Annotated in this window: 27 protein-coding genes, 2 tRNA genes and 1 other RNA gene; 5 read left to right on the top strand and 25 right to left on the bottom strand. The window is 36.2% G+C overall.

What is annotated here, in order from left to right; genetic code table 11:
* The first annotated feature begins 220 nt into the window (after positions 1-220).
* Positions 221-709, top strand: a complete 489-nt coding sequence (locus tag L323_RS23170) for a restriction endonuclease (RefSeq protein ID WP_020814025.1) — start codon at positions 221-223, stop codon at positions 707-709.
* Positions 710-756: 47 nt separating this feature from the next.
* Here L323_RS23170 and L323_RS23165 read toward each other — a convergent pair whose 3' ends face one another.
* From L323_RS23165 to L323_RS23155, 3 genes are all read right to left on the bottom strand, one after another.
* Positions 757-1,533 carry a polysaccharide deacetylase family protein gene (locus tag L323_RS23165; protein ID WP_020814024.1) on the bottom strand — a complete coding sequence of 259 codons (777 nt, stop codon included), beginning with the start codon at positions 1,531-1,533 and terminating at the stop codon, positions 757-759.
* Between the two features lie 191 nt (positions 1,534-1,724).
* A complete protein-coding gene (locus tag L323_RS23160) occupies positions 1,725-2,918 on the bottom strand; it encodes a M24 family metallopeptidase (RefSeq protein WP_020814023.1) in 1,194 nt (397 codons plus the stop codon).
* Positions 2,919-2,962: 44 nt separating this feature from the next.
* Positions 2,963-3,226, bottom strand: a complete 264-nt coding sequence (locus L323_RS23155) for a hypothetical protein (RefSeq protein ID WP_020814022.1) — start codon at positions 3,224-3,226, stop codon at positions 2,963-2,965.
* Between the two features lie 159 nt (positions 3,227-3,385).
* Here L323_RS23155 and L323_RS23150 point away from each other — a divergent pair, with 159 nt between their 5' ends.
* Entirely contained in the window at positions 3,386-3,706 is a 321-nt protein-coding gene (locus L323_RS23150; protein ID WP_020814021.1) for a YmaF family protein, read from the top strand.
* 4 nt (positions 3,707-3,710) lie between these two features.
* Here L323_RS23150 and L323_RS23145 read toward each other — a convergent pair whose 3' ends face one another.
* Positions 3,711-4,916, bottom strand: a complete 1,206-nt coding sequence (locus L323_RS23145) for a transglutaminase-like domain-containing protein (RefSeq protein ID WP_020814020.1) — start codon at positions 4,914-4,916, stop codon at positions 3,711-3,713.
* Positions 4,917-5,274: 358 nt separating this feature from the next.
* Between L323_RS23145 and L323_RS23140 the strand changes: the two genes are divergently transcribed.
* Positions 5,275-7,368, top strand: a complete 2,094-nt coding sequence (locus L323_RS23140) for a glutamine synthetase III (RefSeq protein ID WP_020814019.1) — start codon at positions 5,275-5,277, stop codon at positions 7,366-7,368.
* Between the two features lie 68 nt (positions 7,369-7,436).
* Here L323_RS23140 and L323_RS23135 read toward each other — a convergent pair whose 3' ends face one another.
* From L323_RS23135 to L323_RS23070, 14 genes are all read right to left on the bottom strand, one after another.
* A complete protein-coding gene (locus L323_RS23135; protein WP_020814018.1) occupies positions 7,437-8,465 on the bottom strand; it encodes a sensor histidine kinase in 1,029 nt (342 codons plus the stop codon).
* Positions 8,465-9,151, bottom strand: a complete 687-nt coding sequence (locus L323_RS23130) for a response regulator transcription factor (RefSeq protein WP_020814017.1) — start codon at positions 9,149-9,151, stop codon at positions 8,465-8,467. Before L323_RS23130 ends, L323_RS23135 begins: the two co-directional genes overlap by 1 nt.
* A 48-nt stretch (positions 9,152-9,199) precedes the next feature.
* Entirely contained in the window at positions 9,200-11,695 is a 2,496-nt protein-coding gene (locus L323_RS23125; protein WP_020814016.1) for an ABC transporter permease, read from the bottom strand.
* Positions 11,692-12,369 (bottom strand): ABC transporter ATP-binding protein, encoded by a 678-nt coding sequence (locus L323_RS23120; protein WP_020814015.1) that lies wholly within the window; start codon positions 12,367-12,369, stop codon positions 11,692-11,694. The genes L323_RS23125 and L323_RS23120 overlap by 4 nt, the downstream gene beginning before the upstream one ends.
* A 135-nt stretch (positions 12,370-12,504) precedes the next feature.
* Positions 12,505-13,038, bottom strand: a complete 534-nt coding sequence (locus L323_RS23115; protein WP_020814014.1) for a 2-oxoacid:acceptor oxidoreductase family protein — start codon at positions 13,036-13,038, stop codon at positions 12,505-12,507.
* 4 nt (positions 13,039-13,042) lie between these two features.
* On the bottom strand, positions 13,043-13,789 hold the full coding sequence (locus L323_RS23110) for a thiamine pyrophosphate-dependent enzyme (RefSeq protein ID WP_020814013.1): 747 nt from the start codon (positions 13,787-13,789) through the stop codon (positions 13,043-13,045).
* 20 nt (positions 13,790-13,809) lie between these two features.
* Positions 13,810-14,868: a 3-methyl-2-oxobutanoate dehydrogenase subunit VorB gene (locus L323_RS23105; RefSeq protein WP_014313185.1), complete on the bottom strand. Its 1,059-nt coding sequence runs from the start codon at positions 14,866-14,868 to the stop codon at positions 13,810-13,812.
* A 228-nt stretch (positions 14,869-15,096) separates the two neighbouring features.
* On the bottom strand, positions 15,097-15,303 hold the full coding sequence (locus tag L323_RS23100) for a 4Fe-4S dicluster domain-containing protein (protein WP_004621910.1): 207 nt from the start codon (positions 15,301-15,303) through the stop codon (positions 15,097-15,099).
* A 131-nt stretch (positions 15,304-15,434) separates the two neighbouring features.
* Entirely contained in the window at positions 15,435-17,054 is a 1,620-nt protein-coding gene (locus L323_RS23095) for a MutS-related protein (RefSeq protein WP_242835222.1), read from the bottom strand.
* Positions 17,055-17,113: 59 nt separating this feature from the next.
* Positions 17,114-17,794, bottom strand: a complete 681-nt coding sequence (locus L323_RS23090) for a P-loop NTPase (RefSeq protein WP_020814011.1) — start codon at positions 17,792-17,794, stop codon at positions 17,114-17,116.
* A 19-nt stretch (positions 17,795-17,813) separates the two neighbouring features.
* The gene (locus L323_RS23085) at positions 17,814-18,590 is read right to left on the bottom strand and encodes a tRNA threonylcarbamoyladenosine dehydratase (RefSeq protein WP_020814010.1); all 777 of its coding nucleotides are present in this window, start codon (positions 18,588-18,590) and stop codon (positions 17,814-17,816) included.
* Between the two features lie 53 nt (positions 18,591-18,643).
* Entirely contained in the window at positions 18,644-19,243 is a 600-nt protein-coding gene (locus L323_RS23080; RefSeq protein WP_020814009.1) for a flavodoxin family protein, read from the bottom strand.
* Positions 19,244-19,383: 140 nt separating this feature from the next.
* Positions 19,384-20,241 carry a hypothetical protein gene (locus L323_RS23075; protein WP_020814008.1) on the bottom strand — a complete coding sequence of 286 codons (858 nt, stop codon included), beginning with the start codon at positions 20,239-20,241 and terminating at the stop codon, positions 19,384-19,386.
* Between the two features lie 147 nt (positions 20,242-20,388).
* The gene (locus L323_RS23070; RefSeq protein WP_020814007.1) at positions 20,389-21,246 is read right to left on the bottom strand and encodes an amidohydrolase family protein; all 858 of its coding nucleotides are present in this window, start codon (positions 21,244-21,246) and stop codon (positions 20,389-20,391) included.
* A gap of 176 nt (positions 21,247-21,422) precedes the next feature.
* Here L323_RS23070 and L323_RS23065 point away from each other — a divergent pair, with 176 nt between their 5' ends.
* Complete coding sequence (locus tag L323_RS23065; RefSeq protein ID WP_020814006.1) at positions 21,423-21,614, top strand: ferredoxin; 192 nt, start codon at positions 21,423-21,425, stop codon at positions 21,612-21,614.
* A 54-nt stretch (positions 21,615-21,668) separates the two neighbouring features.
* Here the strand turns inward: L323_RS23065 and zapA are convergent, their stop codons facing one another.
* The 4 genes from zapA to L323_RS23050 all read right to left on the bottom strand — a co-directional run bounded on the left by zapA (position 21,669) and on the right by L323_RS23050 (position 24,438).
* Complete coding sequence (gene zapA, locus L323_RS23060; protein WP_020814005.1) at positions 21,669-22,325, bottom strand: cell division protein ZapA; 657 nt, start codon at positions 22,323-22,325, stop codon at positions 21,669-21,671.
* 183 nt (positions 22,326-22,508) lie between these two features.
* An RNA gene (gene rnpB / locus L323_RS40520) (RNase P RNA component class A) lies at positions 22,509-22,863 on the bottom strand.
* A gap of 61 nt (positions 22,864-22,924) precedes the next feature.
* A complete protein-coding gene (locus L323_RS23055; RefSeq protein WP_020814004.1) occupies positions 22,925-23,719 on the bottom strand; it encodes a Nif3-like dinuclear metal center hexameric protein in 795 nt (264 codons plus the stop codon).
* A gap of 26 nt (positions 23,720-23,745) precedes the next feature.
* On the bottom strand, positions 23,746-24,438 hold the full coding sequence (locus L323_RS23050) for a tRNA (adenine(22)-N(1))-methyltransferase (protein WP_020814003.1): 693 nt from the start codon (positions 24,436-24,438) through the stop codon (positions 23,746-23,748).
* A 131-nt stretch (positions 24,439-24,569) separates the two neighbouring features.
* Between L323_RS23050 and L323_RS41235 the strand changes: the two genes are divergently transcribed.
* Positions 24,570-24,743 (top strand): hypothetical protein, encoded by a 174-nt coding sequence (locus tag L323_RS41235; protein ID WP_020814002.1) that lies wholly within the window; start codon positions 24,570-24,572, stop codon positions 24,741-24,743.
* 36 nt (positions 24,744-24,779) lie between these two features.
* On the opposite strand, the gene L323_RS23045 is transcribed toward L323_RS41235, so the two are convergent.
* From L323_RS23045 to rpoD, 3 genes are all read right to left on the bottom strand, one after another.
* A tRNA-Ile gene (locus L323_RS23045) sits at positions 24,780-24,856 on the bottom strand.
* A gap of 4 nt (positions 24,857-24,860) precedes the next feature.
* Positions 24,861-24,936 (bottom strand) — tRNA-Asn (locus tag L323_RS23040).
* A gap of 246 nt (positions 24,937-25,182) precedes the next feature.
* Positions 25,183-26,262, bottom strand: a complete 1,080-nt coding sequence (gene rpoD, locus L323_RS23035) for an RNA polymerase sigma factor RpoD (protein ID WP_020814001.1) — start codon at positions 26,260-26,262, stop codon at positions 25,183-25,185.
* Positions 26,263-26,286: the final 24 nt, after the last annotated feature.

Below are 26,286 nucleotides of genomic sequence, written 5' to 3'. Positions count from 1 at the left end.
ATTAACACTTTGCTATCTTGTTGTCAACACTTTTTTACTTTCAGTTTTTGGTAGTTCATACTACCTTAACTATTTAAGTGTTGTTTTCAGCGACAGCTTGACTATAGTAACATGCCTGCTATCCCCATGTCAACACCTTTATAACTGTAAATTCCTGCATTTTAAATATTGAAGAATATTAAATCTATTTTATAGAAACAATAGTATCGGGTGATTAATTATGCTGTTATTTTATTTGATTTTACTTATTTCATTTAAAGTATTTCTTATTACAAAAGATTGTCTATATAAAAGGAAGATAAACGAACTTTTGAAAGTTATCAACTCTAAAGAGGATTTGTTATATTTAAATTTTCGTGATTATATGTCCATTATAGTTGAAGTTTTAAAAAGGAACGGTTATAAGATTAAGTCAACCCGTGATTGTGGGATTGATGGAAGCGGTCTTATACTGAATAATATACAATTTTCCGAGATATGGAAGCATGGGCTGAATCAGATTATAGATGTCGAACTTGCTATGAATCTGGCTAAATGTATGCAGAAGAACTCTATATATAGAGGAATGATTATAACTTTAGGTGATTTCAAGCCATGCACAAAGGTTTTTTGCCATAGAAATGTAATTGAATGTATAAATGGCGACCAGCTATTAAATATGTGTAAAGCTGTTCAGAAAACAAAAGTTATCTTGCAGCCTGCAAAATAACTCATAATTATATTATTTGAAATTTTATGTTTCCTATTTAAATAGTGTTACTTATTCTTCTGCTGTCTTCCCTGATCATCTATGTAATAATTTTCCTTCATTATTAGCTGGGATACAGGTAAAAATTCAAGTCCCTGAGATTTTAGTCCTTTTATAATCTCAGGGAGAAGCTGCGCAGTATACTGGGTATCGTTATGAAAAAGCAGTATTGCCCCCGGCTTGGTTCTCTTGAGAATTCTGTCCAATATAGCCTGCCTGCTCATTTCCTTACGCCAGTCAAGACTGTCAACATTCCATTGAATTGGGTAACATCCCATTTCATTACAAGTATCAACAACAGTATTATTGTAATCACCGTACGGCGGCCTGAAAAGATTAATTTTTATTCCTGATATTTCTTCCAGCTTTTTGTTGCATAATTCTATTTCACTTTTGCACTTCTCCTTACTGATTGTACTCATACGCAGGTGTGAATACCCGTGGTTGGCAATATCATGACCATCATTTGCTATAAGCTTAACGGCATCCGGGAATTTTTCAGCCCACTGGCCAACCATAAAAAATGTTGCTTTTATATTTTCTCTTTTAAGGGTATCAAGTATTTGAGATATGTCGTCTGCTCCCCAAGCACAATCAAATGTAATTGAGACAGCATTTTGTTCTGTTTCAACACTGTAAATCGGAAGGTGCTTTGCCGGATTAAAAACTCCAACTGAGTTGACCGTATAACCTATTGTAACAAACAGTGTACATGTCAGTATAAATATTATCAAAACTTTTTTAGGTATTTTTTTTGCCTTTACCAATAACAATCTTATTTTCATCATCAAACACTCCCATATATAGATTTGCTCTGAAAAAGTGCTTTCAAGCTCTATATATGTTTATTTTTGAAATTTAAAAATATGATAACCTGTCTCTCCTGATTAATTATTCAATAAATAAAAACCAACCACATTATTATTTAAGTGTATCTTCCACTGCGATCAGTTTCAAGCTCCTATGTATGCCACCCCTATACAGAAATAATATCTTTTTCGCCTCCTGTAATACACTCGCCACCGTCAGGAGTAACAATATATGTGTCCTCACCGCCTACCATGCCCACTTGCGGTACACCTTTTTTGGGTTCAAGGGCAAAAACCATGTTCTCTTTTAATGGATTATCAAAACCTTTTGCAATTACAGGCAGTTCATCTACATGAAGACCCACTCCGTGACCCAAGAATCTAACTCTTCTATCCCCAAAGCCCATAAAGTTTCCCAAGAACGAAGAATCAAGGCAACCTATTATACTGCTGTATATTTCAGATGGTATATTGCCGGGCTTTAGAAGAGAAGCAGTCTTTTTTTGTATCTCAACGCATTGCCTGTGTATTTTTTCTACTTCATCCGAAGGTTTCGCTCCAAACATATAAACTTGGGTTTTATCACTATGATATCCATCAATACAGAAGCCTACATCAATAAAAACCAAATCACCTTTTTTGAGAAAAGTACTTTTACTGCCAAACAATGGTACTGCCGGGCTTAAACCTTTCATGCCTCCTGGTCCGTCAAAATTGGTAGGATATAGAGAATTTGCTCCAAATGCAATTTGTCCTACTATCATTTCAGTCTGGTAGCTATTGAACCGTGAAACACCCTGATGTCCAAGTTTCAGCATTTTTTCAAACAACTCTGCAGATAATTCTACCTCACTCATCCCTTCTCTTAGAATGCCTGGTACAACTTCTTCAAGCAGGTGTTTGTGTCGTTTTCCGGCCTCCCTTATAGCTTCAAGTTCATATGGACTTTTAATTGCCCTTACCTCAGACAAAATCTTTTTTATGGAATAGATTCTACCTATCTCAAATTGGCCTCTAAGTCTTTCAAGTACTTCAATAGTTGCAATATCAGTTTCTATAAGTGTGTTTCCAAACAACATACCACAAACCTCTGCAGCATCAGAGTATTTCTCCATAGGATATATGCAATCGGATATAGGCGACTCTATTTTCGCCCTTTCATAGCTCCTTCTGGCAAAATACATTAATTTTCCGCCATTTTTAATTATGAGTATTCCGTCTTGCATAGTCCCCGTGAAATAATATTGATTAACACGCCCTAATATTATTATTGTATCCCAGTCGGGATATTTATCAGTAGCTATGGCACACAGCTGCTTAGCCCTATTCTCCAGCTCTTGTCGGGTCAAAACTTCTTTCATATTATGTAAACTCCTGTTTATTAATTGCTTTTCTATTTTATTACTTATGCAAAAATGGCTATTATCCATTTTATTATTAAAAGTTCAATTACAACGACAGCAACACAACTGAATATAAATACTGAAAGTTTGGCTTCACCTATTCTATCCTTCCAATAATTCCCTTTAAAAAGGGAAAACAAATCTGGGGTAAATGAGTACTTTATCGAGTCATTTATATCCTCTCTATCACGAAATATAAGCCGCAAAATTTTCCTATAAACCGGTATATTAGCTACAAGTAACACAATTGCAATTATTGGTTCCATTTTATTCCGCCCTCCTCCCGCCAGTTTTAACAACTTGCTAACCTAAAAGTATTATAACATATCTGGTAAACCCCTATATTAATTCCATTATTTTTCATAATAAATTCTTGGCCAGTCATGCACAATAATAAGTGAATAATGGGTAAAGGGAGAAAGTTGATGGTTAATCACTATCATTTTTACAAATTTAATAGTTTAACTGGTGAAAAACACTCTCACAGGCTTACTGGATATACTGAATACATGTTTGGTATAGGGTCATTCCACTTCCATGTATATTTTGGAACAACCTCCTTTAACGGGCATTACCATGTATATTCAGGTATAACAGGACTTCCGGTAAAAACTGCTCACGGACACAAGCATAAAATTGCAGGAAGGCTCAATATGGCAAATTTACATAGTCATTACTATGAAAATTATACCCATGAAAACATAGAATATACGGGAGGAAAAATTCTAAAAAGGGTGTTATCTTAATAGTTTACCATTCTTCCTGTACTCGATCCCCTTTGTGATCCAAATTAAATTTTGAAGAATTAAAATAGTTTCCGGTGACACCAAAGGTGCAGTCTACATTTATCCATTTTTTCTCATTACTATCGTAGAACTGATTCCATGCATGATCTCCCCAGGCTAGTCCGCTATAGCCAAGACCCGTAACCAATCTTACCTTTATCCCGTTTACCCTGCACATTGAAATAAAGAGGCTTGAGTAGTCAAAACAAATTCCTTTCCTCGTTTCATAACATATTATAGACCCGGATTTTGTTCCTTCTGTCTTAACAGCAATCTGTTTTGCTTTTGGGTAATCATATTTTATATTTTTAGTTATCCATTTGTATATTGCCTTTGCTTTATCATATTCTCCTGACTTTCCCTCAGTCAAATCAAGGGCCAGTTTATCTATTTCATCATTTGATTTTACCGCGTCATCAAGAGTCACACCGTTAAAGTACTGAATAACCTTTATATTGTAACTGTCAAGAGTATCTCTGATATTTTCAGCTATTTTTACTTCCTGCCCATTCATTGTGGCGCTTACAAAACGATCATTAATTATTACAGGTATTTTCTTTGCAATTTCAGATTCAATTACCGGTTTCAGAGCCGTTTTATAAACTCCCTGGAGTACTACTGAATCGTCTATCCAAACTGATAAACCGGGTACTGTAAAATAGTACGAAAAGAAATATAGTACAAAGCTGATACAAATTAGTGAAACTGCTGCCTTCGGTATACTGCAGACAAAGGCAATGATTCTTCGGGTCACAGAGCTCATTGAGCTCATAACCTTGTATATTCCCTGAGCCATAGCTCCAAATACATGCTTATACAAAGGATACATTACTAGCTTGATTATCAGCACCACAATCAATAGTACAACAAAAGCAACACATAAGTAGGTATATATATTATTTGCTGCCAGACTTGCTTTGGCAGTTTCAGGCATATGGTTACGAATATATACGAAAAACTTATTGTCATTGTCAAATAGAATTCCCCTTGTTAATAAGAGCGCAATTAATAATCCTGTGATTAACTCCACACTGTTTATTATTGAATAAAAACTTTTAATAACTCTTTCTCTGTTATATCTTGTTACCAAAGAACTTACAAGAGTAATTAAAACAGGTAGAATTATTATTATATTAATTGGATTTGTAAGTATATCTATCAAATGGGTCACCTACCTATGCCTGTAATAAATATTATTTCAAAATAATTCTGTAAAGCAGTGTGCTAATTGTATTATATCATAGCGGCAGTTTTCTTTCTCAATTTCCCTAAATTACCACCTCAAATTACACCGGATAAATATTCATTTTTTTGAATTAAAACTTTTAGGATAATGCAATTTTTACCTTTGAAAGAAAAGAATATAATAGTTTTAAAAGAATTTATAAATATTTAGCTTGAGAAAAGACGCCTGACCATTTTATGCTTGCAATTAGTATGGAAAAATTGTATCTTTATTAGGTAATATTAATAATTATTGGTATCCGGAATACAGCCGGTTGCCTTAAAAATATTTTATGAGGTGATTTATGAGTCTGATAAGCCAAATATTCGGTTCAAATGTATACAATGACTCCGTAATGAGAGAACGTTTGCCTAAAGCTACATACAAGGTATTGAAGAAAACTATTGACGAAGGTCTTCCTTTAGATCTCGAAATAGCTGAAGTGGTTGCCAGCTCAATGAAGGATTGGGCAATTGAAAAGGGTGCTACCCATTATACTCACTGGTTTCAGCCAATGACAGGCATTACTGCCGAAAAACATGATTCCTTCATTAATCCTACTGATGATGGAAAAGTAATATTGGAATTCTCCGGCAAAGAGTTGATTAAAGGTGAAGCAGATGGCTCCTCTTTTCCTTCGGGAGGTTTGAGAGTCACCTTTGAGGCACGTGGCTACACCGCTTGGGATTGTACTTCACCTGCATTTATTAAAAATAACACTTTGTACATTCCAACTGCATTCTGTTCTTATACAGGTGAAACGCTTGATAAGAAAACACCTCTTTTAAGATCTATTGAATGCCTTTCTAAAAATGCAGTAAGGCTACTAAAACTTTTCGGTAATGAAAACGTTACTAAAGTTACTCCAACAGTTGGTCCTGAGCAGGAATATTTCCTTATTGATAAGAAAATGTACGATAAAAGGAAAGATTTGATTTTTACAGGACGTACTCTTTTTGGCTCTAAAGCACCAAAGGGACAGGAAATGGATGACCATTACTATGGAAGTATTAAGCCACGAGTTTCAGCTTTCATGGAAGATCTGGACCGTGAATTATGGAAGCTTGGTATTTCAGCAAAAACTGAGCATAACGAAGTGGCTCCTGCACAGCATGAGCTTGCTCCTATTTTTACAACTTCCAATATTGCAACCGATCATAATCAGCTTGTTATGGAACTTTTGAAAACAGTTGCCCTAAGACATGGTTTAGTATGTCTGCTTCATGAAAAACCCTTTGCAGGAGTTAACGGTTCCGGCAAACATAATAATTGGTCACTTTCTACAAATGATGGTCAGAACCTTTTTGACCCGGGTAAGACCCCCCATGAAAACGTTCAATTCCTGATTTTCCTGTGTGCTGTTATAAAAGCCGTAGACGAATATGCGGATTTGATAAGATTATCTGCTGCCAACCCTGGAAATGACCACAGGTTAGGCGCAAATGAAGCTCCACCTGCTATAATTTCCATATTCCTTGGAGATGAGCTTACAAGAATTCTTGATCAGATTGTATCTGGAGAAGATATTGAATCAAATAGTATTGAAAAGCTCATGGTCGGTGTTAAAACACTCCCAGCACTCAGAAAGGATACCACAGACAGGAACAGAACTTCACCGTTTGCCTTTACCGGTAATAAATTTGAATTCAGAATGGTTGGTTCTTCTGCCTCCATTGCATCACCAAACTTCTTCCTGAATACAATAGTTGCACATGTACTGGAACAGTTTGCTGACAGACTTGAAAAGGCAAAGGATTTCTCAAAAGAAGTAAACAGTATTATTAAAGATGTGGTAAAAGAAAACGGACGAATAATATTCAATGGTAACGGATATTCCGATGAATGGGTAAAAGAAGCTGAAAAAAGAGGTCTTCCAAATATTAAGAGTTATGTTGAAGCAATTGCTTGCCTGTTAAAGGAAAAGAACATGACAGTTATGGAAAAGCACAAGGTCTTTTCAAGAGTTGAAATGCATTCCAGATATGAAATCTCACTTGAGAAATATATCAAGTCAATTAATATAGAGGCTATGACAATGCTTGAAATGGCAAAAAGGCAGCTTCTTCCGGCTTGCATCAAATTTGAAACTGAAATTGCAAAATCTATAAATGAGATTAAGAACTGTGGAATTGAAGCAGATTTAAGTGCTAATACAGACTTGCTTAAGGAAACAGCTTCCTTTGTTTCGCAATTTAAAAAGGAAATTTCTCTATTGGAGAATAGTCTAAGCAAGGCTCAGAATTCTTTTGAAGATACATTTGAGCAAGCTATGTTCTATAGAAATGATGTTTTTGCAAGAATGGAAACATTAAGAACAGTTGCCGACGAGCTCGAGCGTATAGTAGATTCAAATATCTGGCCTATCCCAACTTATGCGGATATTCTATTCAATATATAATTTAAGACAGACACTATTCAACACCCGGGCATACCCAATATACAATTGGTATACCCGGGTACAATATTTTATCGGCTTTTAAGAGGCAAAAATATTGAAAATGTACTTCCTTTGCCTGATTCGGACTTTGCTTTTATATATCCGTCCTGCATTGAGATTATCTCTCTTGTGAGATAAAGACCAATGCCAACTCCGTCTATCCCATTAGAATTTTCCCCCCGGTAAAAGCGCTTGAATATATCATTTACTTCTTTTTCATCAAACCCTGCACCATTATCCTCTATGTCAATTCTGGCAAATAACTCGTATTTATGGACCTGTATTTTTATTTTCCCCGATTCCTGTGTATACTTGACAGAATTGTCCAAAATATTGGTTATAGCCTCCGCCGTCCATCTCAGGTCAATAGATAGCTCTATATCCTTTTCTGAAGGAACAAATACTATATCTATATTCTTTTTTAATGCTTTTTGGTATATCTGTTTTAAGGATGTCAGCAACACATCATTTAAGCCGTTCTCTTCAAGGTTCAACTGAATGATGCCACTTTCAAGCCTAGTCATTTTTATCATGCTTTCCATCAACCAATTCAGCTTATCCAATTGATTGTCGATATTTTTCAAATATTCCATCCTCATTAACGGATCAATATCTTCGTCCATTATGAATGATACATATATTTTAAGATTTGCAAGCGGGTTCTTTAACTGATGGGATATGTCTGAAATCAGGGATTTTATTTCATTTTTCTCATTCCGCAGCTTTATGTTTTGTGACTTTAGTATTCTTGAAAGCTTAAGCACCTGTGATTGCAACTTTGACAGTAAATCATCGTTGAGCACTGAAAACACTTCTGTTTCCCTCATGTCTATAAGTGACGCTACCATGTCGGAAAGTCGGAGTATTACACTTTGCATATATCTGTGGAGCAATAATATAAGTGCTGTAATCATGACAGCTAACAGTACTGTAAATATAATACAGAATATTACCGCCTGAATATTTTTTGCAACCAGAAGTTGGTATGTCGTAAAAGCAATACAAATACAATAAATTGCTGCAATCAAAACGGCTTCTCTTTTTTTTATCCCCTTCATTACCTGCAGGACTCCTCTCCCCAGGTATAGCCTATACCAAAAACAGTTTTTATATATTTCGGATTTTTAGGGTCATCCTCAATTTTTTGACGAAGCCTCCTCATGTTAACACTTACGGCGTTTTCATCAACAAATGCTTCATTAGTGTCCCAAAGCCTCTGAAGAAAAATGTCTCTGGTCAGTACCTGCCCGCTGTTTTTAGTAAGAAGTGTCAGCAATTTGTACTCTGTAGCAGTCAGTTTAAGTAATACTTCACCCTTTGAAACCATCATTTTTTCATAATTTATTGATATTTCACCAGAGCGGAAAATGCTTTTTTCTTCAGTTCCTGTCCGTCTGAGTACCGCATAAATACGCCGATTCATCACTTCCAGCGAGAAGGGCTTTGCAATATAGTCGTCACAGCCGTTTGTAAAACCATTAACAATGTCCTGCTCCGTATCATTTGCCGTGATGAATATAATAGGAACTTCAGATTTTTTGCGGATTTCATTACATAGCTCAAGTCCACTTCTGTCAGGAAGATTTATATCCAGCAGTATTAAATCAAAGCTGTTATTCAAAAATAAACAAAATGCTTCATGGTAGCAATAACCCGAAAGAATCGTATGTCCACGCTTTTTAAGTGCAATTGATATCCCGTCATTGAGAAGCTTATCATCTTCAACAATAAGTATTCTTGCCATATTACCTCTCCAAAAGAAATTTATGTCGATGCATATATTTATTTTATCTTAACCTTCAACTCTTCTCAACCTCTCCGTAACTGTATCTTTTGTAGTTGGAACGTATGCAGCCACTGGTACTAAAATACACACTGCAAAAACAATAACTACAGATAAAACCAACGGGATTGTAGGGAAGGTAAAAATAGCATAATCAGCTTGCTTCTTAAATAAGCTGAATATCCATATATTTAGTGCAGCTCCCAAAGTAGCCACAAGTCCACAGGAAATAATGGCATAAGTGAGTCCCTCTAGGGACAGCATATGTTTCACCTGTTTGGGAGTCATACCAATACTCTCTAAAACGGCAAACTCATGCCGTCTTGTGTTTACTCCCGTCACCATAACGTTTACAAAATTGAGAATACCTATAAGTGCCAATATAAAGGACATTCCACCGCCCAGAATATACAGCATTGTTTTTGAACTTTTAAATTGCTCCATGGTTTCCAGTCTTGAATCAATTGATATTTCATTATCATTTGCCGTCATTTCCTTTAGATGTTTTAATACATGTGACTCTTTGTCCGTTTCGGCATTCATTGTTATAGAACACAGCACAGGGTCATCAAATAACTTTTTCATGTAGACATTGCTTATATAAACAAGGGGTGCCGGCCCCATACCTCCGTTAAATGCAGTTCTTTCAGGCAAAAATCCTCCCAGCTTAAGGGAATATTCTTTTTCATCAGCCGTAAAAACAACATCGGAACCTACCTTGAAAAGCTTTGGATTATTTGTTGAAAATAAAGCTATCCGACCTGCTTCAAAAGCTTCCTCATCAATAGGTTCTGCAAGTGTTTTATTTAGTTTCTTTATATATTCCGTGTCAAGTCCCACCAGATTTGACCAGAAAATCCTTGGGTTTTTCTTTATATCGCCACTTGTGGGCATTTGTGTATTAAACCTTTTTGCGAATTCCTCAAGATGTTCCTTATATAGGTTTTCATCGTATTTTAGAGTAACTATCTTTTGCGATACCTTCCTTATTTCTGTTATTCCTTCTATGCTTTTAAGTGTTGATATAAAATCATTATCAAACTTCTGCTTTATTCCTGTGCCATTTTGAAAAAATGTATTATTGGTTAGCGTAAAATCATTATCCATATAGCTGTTTACGTAATTTTCCGTATCCATGCTCAAAACAAGTGTATTTACCAGCATAAAGGTCGTTATTCCCATAAACAGCGATAAGAAAACAACTGCTGCCCTTCGTCTGTTTCTAAAAACATTTCTGAAAGCCATTTTTTGTACCTTGCCTCCCGTTGACCCTTTTCTGAGTTTACGGGATACAGTAGTTCCGGTATATCTGACCGCCTCAATCGGTGAAATTGAAGCAGCCATTCCAGCGGGTTTTATACTGCTGATAAGTGTTGTTACAAGTGAAAAAACCGCTGCTCCAATATATATGATAGGATTAAAGGATATTTTTATACCTGTCTCTATTGATGCCCCACTTAGTGCAAATGGAACGGCAACAAAAGAAACTGCTGCCCCCAGAGCAAGTCCGAGAGGTACTCCCAAGGCAGTCAGCCTCATTGCCTGACCCGTTACTATTCTTCTTATCTGTCTTGGAGTAGTACCCACCGTTTTTAATAACCCGTAAAAGCGTACGTCCTTTGATACCGAAATATATAGAACATTATATATAAGCAGATAGCTGCTGAGCATTATGAACAGTATAAGTCCTGACAGGCCTATTATTGTTGACAGCCTGTCTCCATTGACTGTTTCGTACAATGGAACTACTTTCCACTTCTGTGTTTGAGATACAGTGACCTCCCTGCTGAGTTTTTCGAATTGATCACCAATATTCTTATTACTTTTGAAACGTACAGATACAGTACCTGAATTCTCAGGAGTAATTCCCTTACTATCAACAAAAGCTTTTGAGACATACATCGTTCCCATATTTCCAGAACGCAGATTAGAGTATTCTGTGTAATATGCCGAAAGTTTAAATTTTTCACTTATGGCTTCAGACTCCGGACTGCCAGCCTTAAAATACTTAACTGTTATATCCATTCCTATTTCAGGATTGGTTATCCCCATTCTTTTAAGGATCCATTCAGGTATCATTATCTCATTATATGCCTGAGGATATTTCCCTTTAATATTGCTCATGGCAGGAACTCTGAGCTTTTCCCATTCTGTCTTATCAAACCAGAACAACGACAGAGACAAATTTCCCATGTCAGGAGTTTCTATTATATCTCCGGCATGTGCCATTATACCTACATCTTCAATATAATCCAATGATTTCAGCTTTTTTACTTGTTTATCAGTGGGAAAAGTCAAGCCCCCATGCTCTATTGTTCCCATAGTTCTTATTTTCTGTAATTGAATAGACTCTGTCCCACTTATTCCTATGCTAAAGATAGTTGACAGAAGTAAAGCGGTTAATGCTATTGCAGTTATAACAAATATATTTCTAACTTTGTTTGCTTTTATAGTCCTTACAGTCAATTTTTTTATTACAAGCCTGTTATCAGTAGGAAACATCATTTGCCTTCACCCCCGACTATTTTACCGTCCTCAATGCGAATGACCCTGTCAGCCAGCTGGGCAATCTCTTCATTATGTGTAATCATTACGATTGTCTGATGGAATCTTTTGCTGGTCATTTTAAGCAAGCCTACTACCTCCAGCCCGGTTCTGCTGTCAAGATTGCCTGTTGGCTCATCTGCAAGAATTATGGCGGGTTTTGTTGCCAGGGCCCTTGCTATGGCTACCCTTTGCTGCTGACCTCCCGAAAGATTGTTTGGAAGGTTTGTAAGCTTACCACAAAGTCCAAGGGTTTTTATAATATCGTCTATAAAGGCTTTATCAATGATTCCTCCATCCAGTTCAACAGGGAGAGTTATGTTTTCATAAACATTCAGGATAGGGACCAGATTGTAATTCTGAAATATAAAACCAATATTCCTTCTGCGAAAAACAGTTTTCTGCTCATCATTCAAATCAAAAATTTCCTTACCTGCCACCGTTACTTTACCTTCCGTAGCCTTGTCAAGGCCACCGAGCATATGTAAAAGCGTTGATTTGCCACTTCCGGATGTGCCGACAATCGCTACAAACTCTCCTTCCAGGATTTCCATATTTATACCATCAAGGGCCCTTACAAGGTTTTCATCCTTGCCATAGTATTTTCTTAATCCCTCTGTTTTCAATATACTCATAAAATCATCTCCAAACTAAAAAAATTCAAGCTATACACTGATCAATCAGATAGTCTATAGCTTGAATTATAACGCACACTTCTTACAATCTTGTGACAAAATATATAAAATTAGAGCATACATTTTGTTAAGTTCTTAATAATCATGTCCCATTTCAAGGGCTTTCATTTCATCAGGAATCATATGATGCTTCTTTGGAGGAAGAACTTTCTTCAAAGCAGCCTCAAAGCTTTCTTTTGAAACAATTCCGGTTTTTGCTAACAATTTACCCAGAATAATAATATTGGCATATGTAAAATTGCCCATATCAGAAGCCATCTGTGTTGCTGGAACACCTGCAAAATCTACGTCAGTTCTCTTGGGTTTTGCTTCTACCAAAGAACTGTCAGATATGATTAACCCACCGCTTACTACTGATTTTTCAAACTTCTCAAGGGATGGGCCATTCATTACAACCAGTACGTTGGCTGTATCCAATATAGGAGAACCAACGGGTTCGTCTGAAATAACAACACTGCAGTTTGCAGTACCGCCTCTCATTTCCGGTCCGTATGACGGAAGCCAGGAGACATTCTTTCCTTCAAGCATTCCGGCATATGCTAACAATCTTCCTGCGGATAATATCCCTTGTCCTCCGAAACCTGCAATTATCAATTCAAGCTGCTTCATTTTTCTACACCTCCAAATCCTTTCCTTTGAAATTACCCAAAGGATAGAAGGGCAACATGTTGCTTTCAAGCCATTTTAGTGAATCTATCGGATTCAATCCCCAGTTTGTAGGACATGTTGACAAAACCTCAACTATTGAAAATCCCTTGTTTGCTTGTTGAACCTTGAAAGCCTTTTTAATGGCTTCTTTAGTATTTCTGATATTTTTAACATCATGTACTGATGTTCTTTCAACATATACAGCACCTTCCAATTGTGAAAGCAGCTCACAAACCTTTATAGGGAAGCCGTGAATCTCAGGTTTTCTACCAAATGGTGAAGTAGTTGTAACCTGATTCATAAGTGTTGTTGGAGCCATTTGGCCTGATGTCATACCGTATATTGCATTATTTACAAATACAGTTGTTATTTTTTCTCCTCTTGTAGCAGCGTGAATTATTTCAGCTGTTCCAATAGCAGCAAGGTCTCCGTCTCCTTGGTAAGTAAATACGTAGTTATCAGGATGTACTCTTTTTATTCCTGTTGCAACAGCCGGAGCTCTACCGTGAGCAGCCTGTACCATATCTACATGAAAATACTCATAATTATTGTATGCACATCCTACAGGTGAAACACCTATTGTAGTACCTTCTATTTCTAATTCATCAATTACTTCAGCTATTATCCTATGAATAATACCGTGAGTACAACCGGGACAATAGTGAAGAGATAAATCCTTTAAAGCATGTGGTTTTTTAAACACAGTTGCCATTTTTCCCCTCCATCTGAATCTTATTTATTTAAGATTTCCTTTATTTTATCAAGAACTTCTTTTTGGCTTGGAACCATACCACCCATACGTCCATAGAAATGAACAGGTCGTTTTCCGTTAACAGCAAGGCGAACATCCTCAACCATCTGTCCTGCACTCAGTTCTACACTGAGGAATGCCTTTGGTGTTTCCGCATACTTTTCAAATTCAGCAGTCGGGAATGGCCACAATGAGATAGGTCTTATCAATCCCACTTTTATGCCTTCTTTTTCAGCCATTTTTATTACATTCTTTACTATTCTTGCTACAGTTCCGTATGCTGTTACAATTATATCTGCATTTTCACAATTGTATGTTTCTACTCTTGTTTCATTCTCTTCAATCTTCTTATATTTAGCCTGAAGCTTAAGGTTATGATTTTCAAGGATTTCAGGTTGGATATATATGGAGGTAACGTCATTACTTTCCCTCTCCATTTTTGTTCCTGTACAGGCCCACTTTTTGTCATCCTGATAAATATCTTCCTTATCCTTGAATTCAACTGCCTCCATCATCTGCCCCAGCATACCGTCTCCCAAAATTATGGTAAGTATTCTGTATTTATCAGATATATTGAAGGCTTCTACTGTCAACTCATACAGTTCTTGAACACTTGATGGAGCAAGAACAACGTTTTTGTAGTCCCCGTGTCCTCCGCCCTTGACTGACTGAAAATAATCACACTGTGCAGGAAGTATACCGCCAAGGCCGGGACCGCAGCGAACGATATTTACCATTACTGCCGGAAGCTCTGCTCCAGCTATGTATGAAATACCCTCCTGCTTCAAGCTTACTCCCGGACTTGAAGATGATGTCAGAACACGTGCTCCTGCTGCTGCTGCACCGTAAACCATATTAATTGCTGCAACCTCGCTCTCAGCCTGAACAAATGTACCGTTTATTTTTGGCATTGCTTTTGCCATATAATGTGCTACTTCAGTCTGAGGTGTGATAGGATATCCAAAATAATGCCTACAGCCGGCTCTTAAGGCAGCTTCTGCTATTACCTCATTACCCTTCATTAATAATTTTTCTGCCATATTAACCTCCATGAGCCACAATAGTGGCTCCAAATTTTATTGTATTTTTACTTCCTCTATCAGCTGTTTATTTCGCTTAATAAAGGAGGCTAATCAGTCAAAACCGATTAATGACTTTTTAGCTAAACTCATATGAGCATATGTCTCCGAATAATATTTTTCCATGTGACACATTTGAGTTAATTTTATTATGTTATAGCTTAATGGGTGTAATTTAATTACTAATTATTACTTCTCTACCTCTATAACGCAATCGGGACAAATTGTAGCACAGAATGCACATCCGATGCATTTGTCCATTTCTTCGACTCCTGCAGGATGGAAGCCTTTCTGATTTAATTTATCAGATTTCATTATGACAATTTTTTTAGGACAAACTGTAACACACAGTTTACAGCCTTTGCATCTTTCCTCGTGGAATATAACTTTTGCCATTATCAAAACCTCACTTTATTTTATTAACTTAATTACTTATGATTTTTAGTAATTTAGAGAACTAAAACTATTGTTTTATTATAAAACTCTTTGTATTTATTTGCAAGTTGTGTGACCAAAAACTTCAATTATTACACTTTTGACCAATATCCGTTTTGGTTAAATTTACAGGCTCTTTGTTCAGCACTGTCAACTATGCTTTCATCATAACCAAGTATTCTTAATAATTTTATAGCATTACGGGTAGTTGATTTACCCGGATATATTTTATAGTCGAACTTTATGTTGTCATCCTCAAAGAACTCCTGAAAGTGGTAATTGTCAACTTTATCTGCTAATATTTGAGTAAGCTCTATATCGTGGGAAGCACAAAGGCATATACAATTATTACCTGCAATATAGTTCAGTATTTCAGACGATGCTGCAATTCTTTCAATAGTATTTGTACCTCTCAGCACTTCATCTATGACACAGAGACATGGAACTTGGTCATTAAGTCCCTTCAAAATACGTTTAAGTGATTTTATTTCAACAATGTAGTAGCTCTCATTCATTTCAAGATTGTCGCTCAGAGCCATAGAACTGTAAATATTAAAGTAGCTGGAATAATACTCCCTTGCAAGACATGTGTAAATAGTCTGAGCAAAAATTGCATTTATTGCTATCGATTTGAGAAATGTTGATTTTCCGCTTGCATTTGACCCCGTTATCAATGCCCCTCCTGCTACTGAAAAGGAATTTGTAACAGGATTTTTTATCAAGGGATGATACATATCTGTAAATTCTATCTTTTTGCTATTGATATTCCCTTTTACCAGTACAGGCGTTACATAGTAATCAAGGCTATCTCTGTAGGATGCCACTGATATCAGACTATCAAGGAGTCCAACCGTCTTAAATACAGATTCAATTTCCTGCCTGTGTTTTGTTACAATTTTAAAGATACTGTGAAATGCAACCGGTTCCCCAAGAAGAAATATTTTTATAAGCTCAAATAAATAGTTCTCACTTGTATAGAATAGAAAGTAAAAAGCATTTAGGCTAACTCCCTTTACTTTAGCAGTACATTTTCTCAATTCAGTTAAATATGTATCCAGTTCTTTTATATTAAACTTTGATATTCTTCGAGAAATTCCCAGCATATTCACAATATATCCGAGAGATTGCAAATGACCGATAATCTGATCCCTTGCCTTGAAATAAACTGTTACATTAACAGCAAGTGATATCATAAAAATAACTATTGCTCCGGGAAAAAATATTGTGGCAAATATTGATGCTATGAAGATTAATGATAAAATCTTATAGTATATTCCCTTTATGCCACCCCCGCTTCTTTTACCGTTCATATATTCTGATATACTTAAAAACCTGAGTTTTCCCAAATCTGATAGAATTAACTGAATCTTTTCACGTTCAAAAGGGTTTTTTCTAAAGTACTCTATTAGCCTGTCCCTCTCTGCCAGCTCATTCTGATCATAGACTAATTCCCTCAGCATGTTGTATAGATATTCTTCTCCTACATCCGTTCTGGTTATGTTCACCCTGGAGAAAATCCTGTTCATATCTAAATCATTCCAAGTTATGTCGTCTATAAAGAAGCTTTTTCCCTGTTCTTTATGGTTATCAAAATAATTTCTAACCGATTTATATATATCCTCTGTATACTTTGTATTAGGAGCTTTCCCCCATTGGGCTCGAATTTGTCTTCTGTTTTTATTTGTACGGGATATTTTTCCGGTTAAACTCATAATTATACATCCCGCAACTATTGCTAGAATAATATAAAAAAATGTCATAACGTCCTCGCCTAACCTCTATTCCATGGAAGATGTATCTGTTTCCTCATGGATAATATTTCTGTTTTACCAATTTCACTTTTTTGTATTTTATTTATAACTTCTTCCATACCTGCAGTGATAGCAATTGGTATTCCTGTTTTTTCTGAAACCTGAGATATAATATGGTTTCCTTCAAGAATTATTTCGGGAGTAGTTTCCTCCAACAAGTTGCTATTATTTACCAATTTTGTAACCTTTATATTTGCTCCGTCTTCAATAATAGCAATCATCTCTGCTATCTTTTCAGGTGAATCTGTCATAATCCTTTTTGTATTTACTACGAAAAACATTTCGTAGTCATCGCTGACTATTTCTTCCTTGAACCTTGATACAGCTTTAGCACCAAGGTCGTCTCCTCCCACATCCAAAACCACTTTTGTATTTTTATCTTCAAACAATGAGTATATTTCCGGTGGGATAGCAGGTATATCAACATTGGTGTTGGCATACATAGGAAGAATTACTTTGATATTTTGTTCTTCCAGTGCGTCTTTTGCATCCGCTGTTCTGAAATAGGGGTTTATTATGTCAAAATCTACTATAGCTGTTCTATACCCGGCTTCTGCCATTTTCATGGCATAATTGACTGCTACCTCTGTTTTTCCGCTTCCGAAGTGACCGGTAAATATGTTGATACGTTTATCAAACATTTGTAAATTCTCCTCTTAATTAATTACTATTTGTATCCTTTTTAAATCCAATCAAATCCTTAATTACTTCTCCTCCAATAATTAGGCCCATAACAGAAGGAACAAATGAAAGGCTTCCCGGTATTTGATGCTTCAAAGTACACTTTCTCGCTGTTCCTTTAGGACATATACAACCCGCACTACAGCTGGAAGTCTCAGTTTCAACAGGCTTTACAGGTTCTTCTGTGGAGTAGACCACCTTTAATTTTTTAATTCCCCTGTTTCTAAGTTCCTTTCTTACCACTTTTGCCAGAGGATCAACTGTTGTCTTGAATATGTCTGAAACCTGAAACCGGGTCGGATCAGTCTTGTTGCCTGCTCCCATTGCACTTATTATGGGTATCCCCAATTGATTTGCCCTTACTACCAGATCAATTTTTGCGGTTACAGTGTCAATTGCATCTACAATATAGTCAAAGCTACTATCCAGTATCTCTTCAGCTACATCCGGCATATAAAACTTCTGAATGATAGTAACATCACATTTTGGATTTATTTCAAGAACTCTGTCTCGCATAACTTCAACCTTGGGCTTGCCTACGGTTTTTCTGGTAGCATGAAGCTGCCTGTTTAGATTTGTAAGACATACACAGTCATCATCTATCAGCACAAGATGTCCCACCCCTGTTCTGGTGAGTGCCTCAACAGTAAATGAACCCACTCCTCCAACGCCAAATACTGCTACCTTGCTGTTTTTTAGTTTTTCTAGTCCTTCTGTTCCGATAATTAATTCACTTCTGGAAAACTCGTGCAACATATTATTGTCATATCCTCCGTAATCCGCACCTGCGGTGAAAAATTTATATTAAATCAGCTTTGTCTTATGCTTTCAGTTGCGCTACATACTTCTATAAGCCTTTTTGCAGACATTACTGCTCTTTTTACTGCCTCTTCATCATCTTTCGCCGGGCGGGTAGCACAAACACCCTGATGTCCGCAATTATCGTCAATATAACCGTCTCCTACTATTATCATTCCATTAATAAGCATCATATCATGCATCGCTTTTATTGTTGTTTCTTCGCCGCCATATTGAGAGGCTCCCACTGCCATACAAAGTCCAACTTTATTGTACAAACCTTTGTTTGCCCTGACCTTCCTTGTTTTATCAAACATCGCCTTTAGCTGTGCGGAAACACTGCCAAAGTAAACGGGACTGGCAACCACTACACCATCTGCATTTCTTAATATTTCAAAAGCTTCTTCAAGCTTTGTACCCTTATAGCAATTTCCAGTACATGGATTTGAGCAAACCGTACAGAAACCACACTTTTGCTCCTGCATTATTTTCCCGACATTTAGAAGAATGGTTTTTGCACCTCTTGCTTCACATTCCTCCAGAACCTTTTTAACCAGGAAACCTGTGTTTCCTTCCACGTTGGGACTTCCATTCAAACCTACTATATACACGTTCATCACTCCAAAACTTTAAAAAATTAACATTACTAAAAGGATACACTAAATGCTCTATTAAAACAAGACGAGGAAAAAGATCAAAAAAGACGGTAAGCATCTTGATATGCCTGCCGCCTTAACACCAAAACAATAACCTACTTAACTTGTATTTTATTTTCTACTACATTGTAATAAACATTTTGTTCATGTGTTTTACTCGAACCGTCCTTTATTTCTGAAATCTGTTTCAATAAACAGTTTTTAGGATTTTCCCATTTAATAAAATCATAATTGTAAATATATAAACCGCTGTCCTGACCAATCGTCTTACCGTTTACATCCTTGTCCCCATTAAGAATAATCTTATCGTCTTCACATCGTATTATTACTACCTTATTTTTTATACTTTCGTTTTTTTGACTAGCTAAATTATTCTGATATGCAAAAGCATTATATTTACCATCAGGTGACAGGTGAAAATCACTAAACACACCTATGTCATAAAACAACTTATTGGCCTTCGAAGTTTTTAGGTTATAAGTGTATATCCAGGTTTGAGTTAGCCTGTTATCTTCTCTTCCCCTAACATAAAAGTATAATTTTTCTGCCTTATCATTTACCAGTATTTTATCAATTTGATATCCTTTCTTAAATTTTTCCCTGAATCTTAGAAGATTTCTTATTTCAGGTACTTTCGAAGTATCTATTGTTTTATTTAATTTCTTTCCTTCTATTTTATATGAAATATCTATAGTAACCTCACCGTTCATATTTTCAATAAGGCTGGCTTGTAAATCTAGTTTTTGGGGGCTATTTACAATTTTTATATCCTCTTTACCGTTAATTTCACTTTTATATGCAAGAATACCGTTAGTGAAATTTTCCTCCGTTAACGATTTTTTTTGCGGTGTATTACTGTTATTTGATGGCTTGCTAAATAAAATTGCACCTGCTATCAACAGCGAAAGCAATACTACATATGAAATTGAAAGAAATAGCTTTTTGTTCTTCATATACTGCCTCCTCTTTGGATACCATTTTGATGATATTTTGTACAAAAATGTTTCTTGTATACCTTTTGACAAAAAAACCCCGCTTTTTATTATATTAAGCGAGGTGCGTAATGGTACATATTTATTTTTTATATCAAAATCCAATACTTATAGTCTAAAAAGACGTTTAGAATTTTCACTAAGAATAGTTTTTTTCTGCTGGTCACTCAATTGTAATTTCATAAATCTTTTTACGTCATGTACTGAGCTTCCCCATGGAAAATCAGACCCAAAAAGTATCTTATCCTCTCCTGCTTCATTTATAATATCAACCACTTCACTGTCATCCAACCAGCTTGGTTCATTGACACGGGCTATTTCAGGATAGCCTGTTATAACTATGGATGTGTCAAAGTATACATTTTCATATTGTTTTGACACTTTTAGAACACATTCCTTGTCTCCATCCGCCATATGAGCAAGGATTATTGGAATATCCGGATATTTTTCTATTATAGGAACTATGGACTCAAAATCTGAAAATTCATTTAGTCTCGCATTTGAAACCCTACCACAATGTATAAGGATAGTAAACTTGGTCTCACTGCACTTTTTATAAAGTTCGTCCATTCTGGAATCATTGATATCAAAGCCCTGTGCCATTGGGTGAAGCTTTATGCCTTTTGCTCCAAGCCCCACATACTTTTCAAAATTCTCAGCAAGCCGCCCCTCCATATCAGGGTGAAAATTCACCAGTGGTACAAGTCGCCCTTCTGACGAATTTGCAGTATCTATAGTCCACAAATTGTTACTGTCTAAAATCTTTGGTGGTGCAAAATTCGCCATTACCGTCCGGTCTATTCCAACTTCGTCCATATTTTTTAATACATTTGGTATCGTTCCGTTACCGGGATTTTTAAACTCAATATCGTATAGTTTATTAAAGGAAGTCATAATTTTAGCTGCTATATCATCATTGGCGAATGTATGAACATGGCAGTCAATTATCTCAAATTTATCATTCATTTTTTTGTATTTCTCCATTTATATTTGTATTTAATATAACTCATGTCCCCTGTAAAATCAATAATCAAGCTCCATAATATTACAACTAAATTCCCTCTTACATTTTTTGTATATATATTTGTTTTGGGAGAATAATAGTTTATAGTTATGGATTAATAATTTAAGGAGGACTGTAAATGAAAGCATCTGTAGACCAGGACGGTTGTATAAGTTGTGAATTATGTACTTCTATATGCCCCGCAGTATTTAGTATGAATGAGGACAATAAAGCCGAAGCTATTGAAGAAGATATACCGGAAGAAAACCTTCAGGAAGCCGAGGATGCCAGAGATGCCTGTCCGGTAAGCGTTATTGATCTGGAAGAATAGAACATATTACAAGACATCCCGTTAGGCAAGTAATCAAAGGGATGTCTTTTTATTTTATAGCTTTCCATATTCGCTTTTAATTCGATTATACTCTTCCTGATATAATTCTTCCATTTGCTTGTATTCAGATTCTAATTGTTCAAACTTTCTCACTAATTCGGATATTGACTGTTCTTTTGCAACGTTCTCATCCTTTAGCTTATTTATCTGATCTTTAAGTTCCTCCTTATTTTGAGTATGCTCATTTGCCAGTTCCTCCAGCTGATTCGCAATAGCTTCATCCTTGTATGCAGATTCAACCCTCAATAGTTCTATTTGTTCTTTAAGACTTTTTTCCTTCTTTTCAAATTCATTAGCCTGAGAAGTCAGAGCTTCTTCCATAGTAACTGCACCAGACTGAAACTTTTGTATTTGTAAGGTCAGTTCTTCTACTTTCTGTTTGTATTCTTTTTCCATTAATTCAGTTTGGATATGTTGGTTCTTTGTGATATTTACTAGTTTATCTAAAGTTTTAAAATAGTCATCTGCAATATTAATTGCAGCCAGTACTGAAATCATCCCAGAACTAAGTGCATTATTAACTTCAGAAAACTCCCTCATTTTTTTATCAACGTACAGAGAAAGCTTATGCATATATTCTTCGGATTCTGCTCCTGAAACCGTGTACCTACTTCCATATATGTAAACTTCAGTTTTATTCTTGTTTGTCATTACCCGTCTCCCCAATAAAATAGAAAAATATAAGTTACCATAACAAATAAATCAGAAAAACACTTGGATTTAATATTACATGATTCGCATATTAAACTCAATACCAAATTTACAGACTATTAAATGTTTTTGTATGATAAAAAGCACAAAAAAACTGGCCTTAAAAGCCAGTTTTTTTGATAAACTATGAGTAAGTCTGTAAGCCGGGTTCTGTATTTGATGATCATCTATCTAGGCCATACATTTCTGCATGGCTCAAGCCACCTCCCCGGGACTGACGGGCAGTCATTGCGTCCCTCCACGGTGTTGCTCCAGGTGGGGTTTACATAGCCGACAAGTCGCCAAGTCGCTGGTGAGCTCTTACCTCGCCTTTCCACCCTTACCATATTGGGTAACCCCTAATATGGCGGTATATCTCTGTTGCACTTTCCTTAAAGTCACCTTCACCGGGAGTTACCCGGCACCATTGCCCTATGGAGCCCGGACTTTCCTCATCTACGCCTTTTCAGGCAGTATCTGCGATCATCTGGCTTACTCATAAATTAAGAACGTTAAAATTCTCTTAGGACTATTAATTATAGTTGTTGAATCAATATAAGTCAAGCAAAAGTAAATGGATCAGCTTCCATTTTACTACAAATTATATCAAGTTCCTTAAATCTCTTGTTTAGTGTATCCATTAATTTAGGGAGAATCATTCGTTCAGTTGCATAATGCCCCGCATCAACGATACAAAGGCCCATTTGAGCTGCATCTATTGCAGTATGGTATTTGATATCACCTGTTACCAAAACATCCACCTTGCGGCTTTTTAAGTTCTCCAGATCGTCATCAAAGCTGCCACAAAACACTGCAATATTTTTTACCTTTTCAGGTTTTTTACCGATTATCCTTAGATTCTCTATACCTAAGTTTTTCTTAATGTCTTTAACAAATTCATCAAAGCTCTTATAATTTAGTAATTCTCCTATCTTACCCATTCCTAAATCACAATTTAATCCTTTTGGAATATACGGTTTCAGATTCTGGCAATTTGTCAGGTGTAAAGACTCTGCCAAAGTATCATTAACTCCGTCTGGAGCTGTATCAAGATTTGTATGTGCACTAACAACTGTAATATTGTTTTTTATCAGCTTTGCAATCTGATCTCCCTTAAATGTTTCCATATCTATAGATTTTAGTTTTGAAAAGATAAAAGGGTGATGCGAAAGAATCATCTGAGCACCACATCTTGCAGCTTCCAAAATAACGTCAGATGTTACATCCATGCACAGGAGTATTTTTGTTACATTACTGTCCCTGCTGCCTACCATCAGTCCTACACTATCCCACTCCTCAGCATACCGCCAAGGTGCAATTTCATTTAAATAATTAATTATATCTCCTACATTCATTTTTTTCACCCTTACAGATAATATATTTATAGTTTCTCAATCAGGTTTATATAATCTATTTTTTGTCTTGCGTATTGAGTTTTAAGCACATCATTTTCTTTCATATCTTCCAACTGTTCAAGTACCCTGTCAATTTGCTTTACCTTCATTCTACAATAAGTACTAAGCAATGGATCTTTCTTTTCTATAAGACTTTGTCCCACATGAAGTTCAAAATCAGAGTAATCTTTCTTTTTTCCACTGAACTTGGCAGACAACACACAATAAAGTTTCGGGCCTTCCGCAACCATTTCTTCATCATATATTTCAAAAGCGTTGTCATATAACCATTTTCGTACAACGTGAAGATCATTCATAGGCTGTAATACCAGTGCATTAGTATTAACCGTTTTTGGCTTGTTGGCCTCCAAAAGCTCTGTCACAAGTGTTCCGCCCATTCCAGCAATAATTATTGAGTCCGCTTCGTTAATTTCTATAGTATCCAAACCATTGCCAAGTCTTGTTTCGATCTTTTCAGATAATTTGTATAAAGAAATATTGTTACTAGCCATCTTTACAGGCCCTATTTTAATATCTGATGCGATTGCCTTTTGGCAAACACCGTTCTGAACCAGATATATAGGAATATATGCATGGTCAGTTCCTATATCAGCCAATACATTGCATTCTGGAACTTTATCCGCGATTAGTTTTAGCCTTCCCTTTAAATTTAAAATCAAAACTTCCTCCAAATATTGTAACTAATTTGGTCATTTTCTGTATCACCAGATTAAATTATACACATACTAAAGATAATTAATCAATGTTTGATTTGAAAGTAGGACATTAAATATGAAATGAGGTATCTGCAGTGAGCTTTTTTAAAAATAAAAACGGGGTAAACGATATTGAAACTCCCATATCAAGCACTCTTTTGGGAAGGGACATTTTAGGGGTTAATCCGAATAACCCTGTATTAAATAAAACTACTATAGATTTACAGGATGAAAAGTTAAGTACAGACTATACCAGCAGAATTAAGTAACATAAAAAAAACACGCATCTGCGTGTTCTTTTTATTTGGTGGGCCTTCAGGGACTCGAACCCCGGACCAACCGGTTATGAGCCGGTTGCTCTAACCAACTGAGCTAAAGGCCCGAATTGGCTCCTCAAGTAGGACTTGAACCTACGACCCTGCGGTTAACAGCCGCATGCTCTACCGACTGAGCTATTGAGGAATATCTCTATGCCACTCATCTGAGGGCTTTGCTCTCGCGAGCACATAAACTATTATACTTACGAACTCTAAACTGGTCAACACCAAAATAACCATAAATAGACTATTTAAATAGTTTATTGTCGTTTTTCTAACTTATATTAAACCAATCGAACAATATCTATTATTTTTAGTTTTCTAAATTATGGCTATCAAGGTGCAAAAAAACCCCCTATCCTAGAATTATTGAGGATAGCGGGTCAATAGATTAGTCTAAATAATCCTTTAACTTTTTGCTTCTGCTTGGATGTCTTAATTTTCTTAACGCTTTTGCCTCTATTTGACGAATACGTTCTCTGGTTACGTTAAACTCCTTACCAACTTCCTCAAGAGTTCTTGCCCTTCCATCATCCAAACCAAATCTTAGCCTCAGAACCTTCTCTTCACGTGCTGTTAAAGTGTCCAGCACGTCAATAAGCTGTTCTTTAAGCAAAGTAAATGCAGCAGCTTCAGCAGGTGCAGGAGCATCATCATCGGGAATAAAGTCACCCAAATGACTGTCTTCCTCTTCTCCTATAGGAGTTTCCAGCGATACCGGCTCTTGTGAAATTTTCATAATTTCACGAACCTTGTCTACAGACATACCAATTTCTTTTGCAATTTCATCAGGCTGTGGTTCTCTGCCCAATTCCTGCAACAATTGCCTTGAAACCCTAATCAATTTATTGATGGTTTCTACCATATGAACAGGAATACGTATAGTCCTTGCCTGGTCAGCAATTGCCCTTGTGATAGCTTGTCTTATCCACCATGTAGCATAGGTACTGAATTTGAAACCTCTTCTATAATCAAATTTTTCAACTGCCTTAATTAATCCAAGATTGCCCTCCTGAATCAAGTCAAGGAACTGCATTCCTCTACCAACATACCTTTTAGCTATACTAACAACAAGTCTTAAGTTGGCTTCTGCTAATCTTCTTTTTGCTTCTATATCACCATTTTCCATTCTATGAGCAAGATCAATTTCTTCATCTGCTGATAAAAGGGGGACTTTACCAATTTCTTTAAGGTACATACGTACAGGGTCATCTATACTTATGCCCTCTGGAATACTAATATCAAGTTCCTCGTCCGTAAGCTGAATCTCTTCCATTTCAGCTTCAATATCGCCAACAACATCAACTCCCATTGTTTCAAGGGTTTCGTAAATTTTTTCAATGTGTTCCGGCTCAAGCTCGATTTCCTCAAAGGCATCCATAATCTCTTTGTAGGTTAGCATTCCCTTTTGCTTTCCTCTATCTATTAGTTCTTTTAGTAATGCCTTTCTACTTTCCTGACTATGTTTCACTTATTTCCCCTCCTTTCGAGCTCA

This window comes from Ruminiclostridium papyrosolvens C7 (genome assembly GCF_000421965.1).
GTDB classification, from domain to species: Bacteria; Bacillota; Clostridia; order Acetivibrionales; family DSM-1351; genus Ruminiclostridium; species Ruminiclostridium papyrosolvens_A.
This window is presented reverse-complemented; position numbering and strand designations above follow the sequence as displayed.

Bases quoted from the DNA above. Each gene is read 5' to 3' on its own strand.
- L323_RS23170 (WP_020814025.1), top strand. From the start codon at position 221: ATGCTGTTATTTTATTTGATTTTACTTATTTCATTTAAAGTATTTCTT.
- L323_RS23165 (WP_020814024.1), bottom strand. From the start codon at position 1,533: ATGAAAATAAGATTGTTATTGGTAAAGGCAAAAAAAATACCTAAAAAA.
- L323_RS23160 (WP_020814023.1), bottom strand. From the start codon at position 2,918: ATGAAAGAAGTTTTGACCCGACAAGAGCTGGAGAATAGGGCTAAGCAG.
- L323_RS23155 (WP_020814022.1), bottom strand. From the start codon at position 3,226: ATGGAACCAATAATTGCAATTGTGTTACTTGTAGCTAATATACCGGTT.
- L323_RS23150 (WP_020814021.1), top strand. From the start codon at position 3,386: ATGGTTAATCACTATCATTTTTACAAATTTAATAGTTTAACTGGTGAA.
- L323_RS23140 (WP_020814019.1), top strand. From the start codon at position 5,275: ATGAGTCTGATAAGCCAAATATTCGGTTCAAATGTATACAATGACTCC.
- L323_RS23135 (WP_020814018.1), bottom strand. From the start codon at position 8,465: ATGAAGGGGATAAAAAAAAGAGAAGCCGTTTTGATTGCAGCAATTTAT.
- L323_RS23130 (WP_020814017.1), bottom strand. From the start codon at position 9,151: ATGGCAAGAATACTTATTGTTGAAGATGATAAGCTTCTCAATGACGGG.
- L323_RS23125 (WP_020814016.1), bottom strand. From the start codon at position 11,695: ATGATGTTTCCTACTGATAACAGGCTTGTAATAAAAAAATTGACTGTA.
- L323_RS23120 (WP_020814015.1), bottom strand. From the start codon at position 12,369: ATGAGTATATTGAAAACAGAGGGATTAAGAAAATACTATGGCAAGGAT.
- L323_RS23115 (WP_020814014.1), bottom strand. From the start codon at position 13,038: ATGAAGCAGCTTGAATTGATAATTGCAGGTTTCGGAGGACAAGGGATA.
- L323_RS23110 (WP_020814013.1), bottom strand. From the start codon at position 13,789: ATGGCAACTGTGTTTAAAAAACCACATGCTTTAAAGGATTTATCTCTT.
- L323_RS23105 (WP_014313185.1), bottom strand. From the start codon at position 14,868: ATGGCAGAAAAATTATTAATGAAGGGTAATGAGGTAATAGCAGAAGCT.
- L323_RS23100 (WP_004621910.1), bottom strand. From the start codon at position 15,303: ATGGCAAAAGTTATATTCCACGAGGAAAGATGCAAAGGCTGTAAACTG.
- L323_RS23095 (WP_242835222.1), bottom strand. From the start codon at position 17,054: ATGAGTTTAACCGGAAAAATATCCCGTACAAATAAAAACAGAAGACAA.
- L323_RS23090 (WP_020814011.1), bottom strand. From the start codon at position 17,794: ATGTTTGATAAACGTATCAACATATTTACCGGTCACTTCGGAAGCGGA.
- L323_RS23085 (WP_020814010.1), bottom strand. From the start codon at position 18,590: ATGTTGCACGAGTTTTCCAGAAGTGAATTAATTATCGGAACAGAAGGA.
- L323_RS23075 (WP_020814008.1), bottom strand. From the start codon at position 20,241: ATGAAGAACAAAAAGCTATTTCTTTCAATTTCATATGTAGTATTGCTT.
- L323_RS23070 (WP_020814007.1), bottom strand. From the start codon at position 21,246: ATGAATGATAAATTTGAGATAATTGACTGCCATGTTCATACATTCGCC.
- L323_RS23065 (WP_020814006.1), top strand. From the start codon at position 21,423: ATGAAAGCATCTGTAGACCAGGACGGTTGTATAAGTTGTGAATTATGT.
- zapA (WP_020814005.1), bottom strand. From the start codon at position 22,325: ATGACAAACAAGAATAAAACTGAAGTTTACATATATGGAAGTAGGTAC.
- L323_RS23055 (WP_020814004.1), bottom strand. From the start codon at position 23,719: ATGAATGTAGGAGATATAATTAATTATTTAAATGAAATTGCACCTTGG.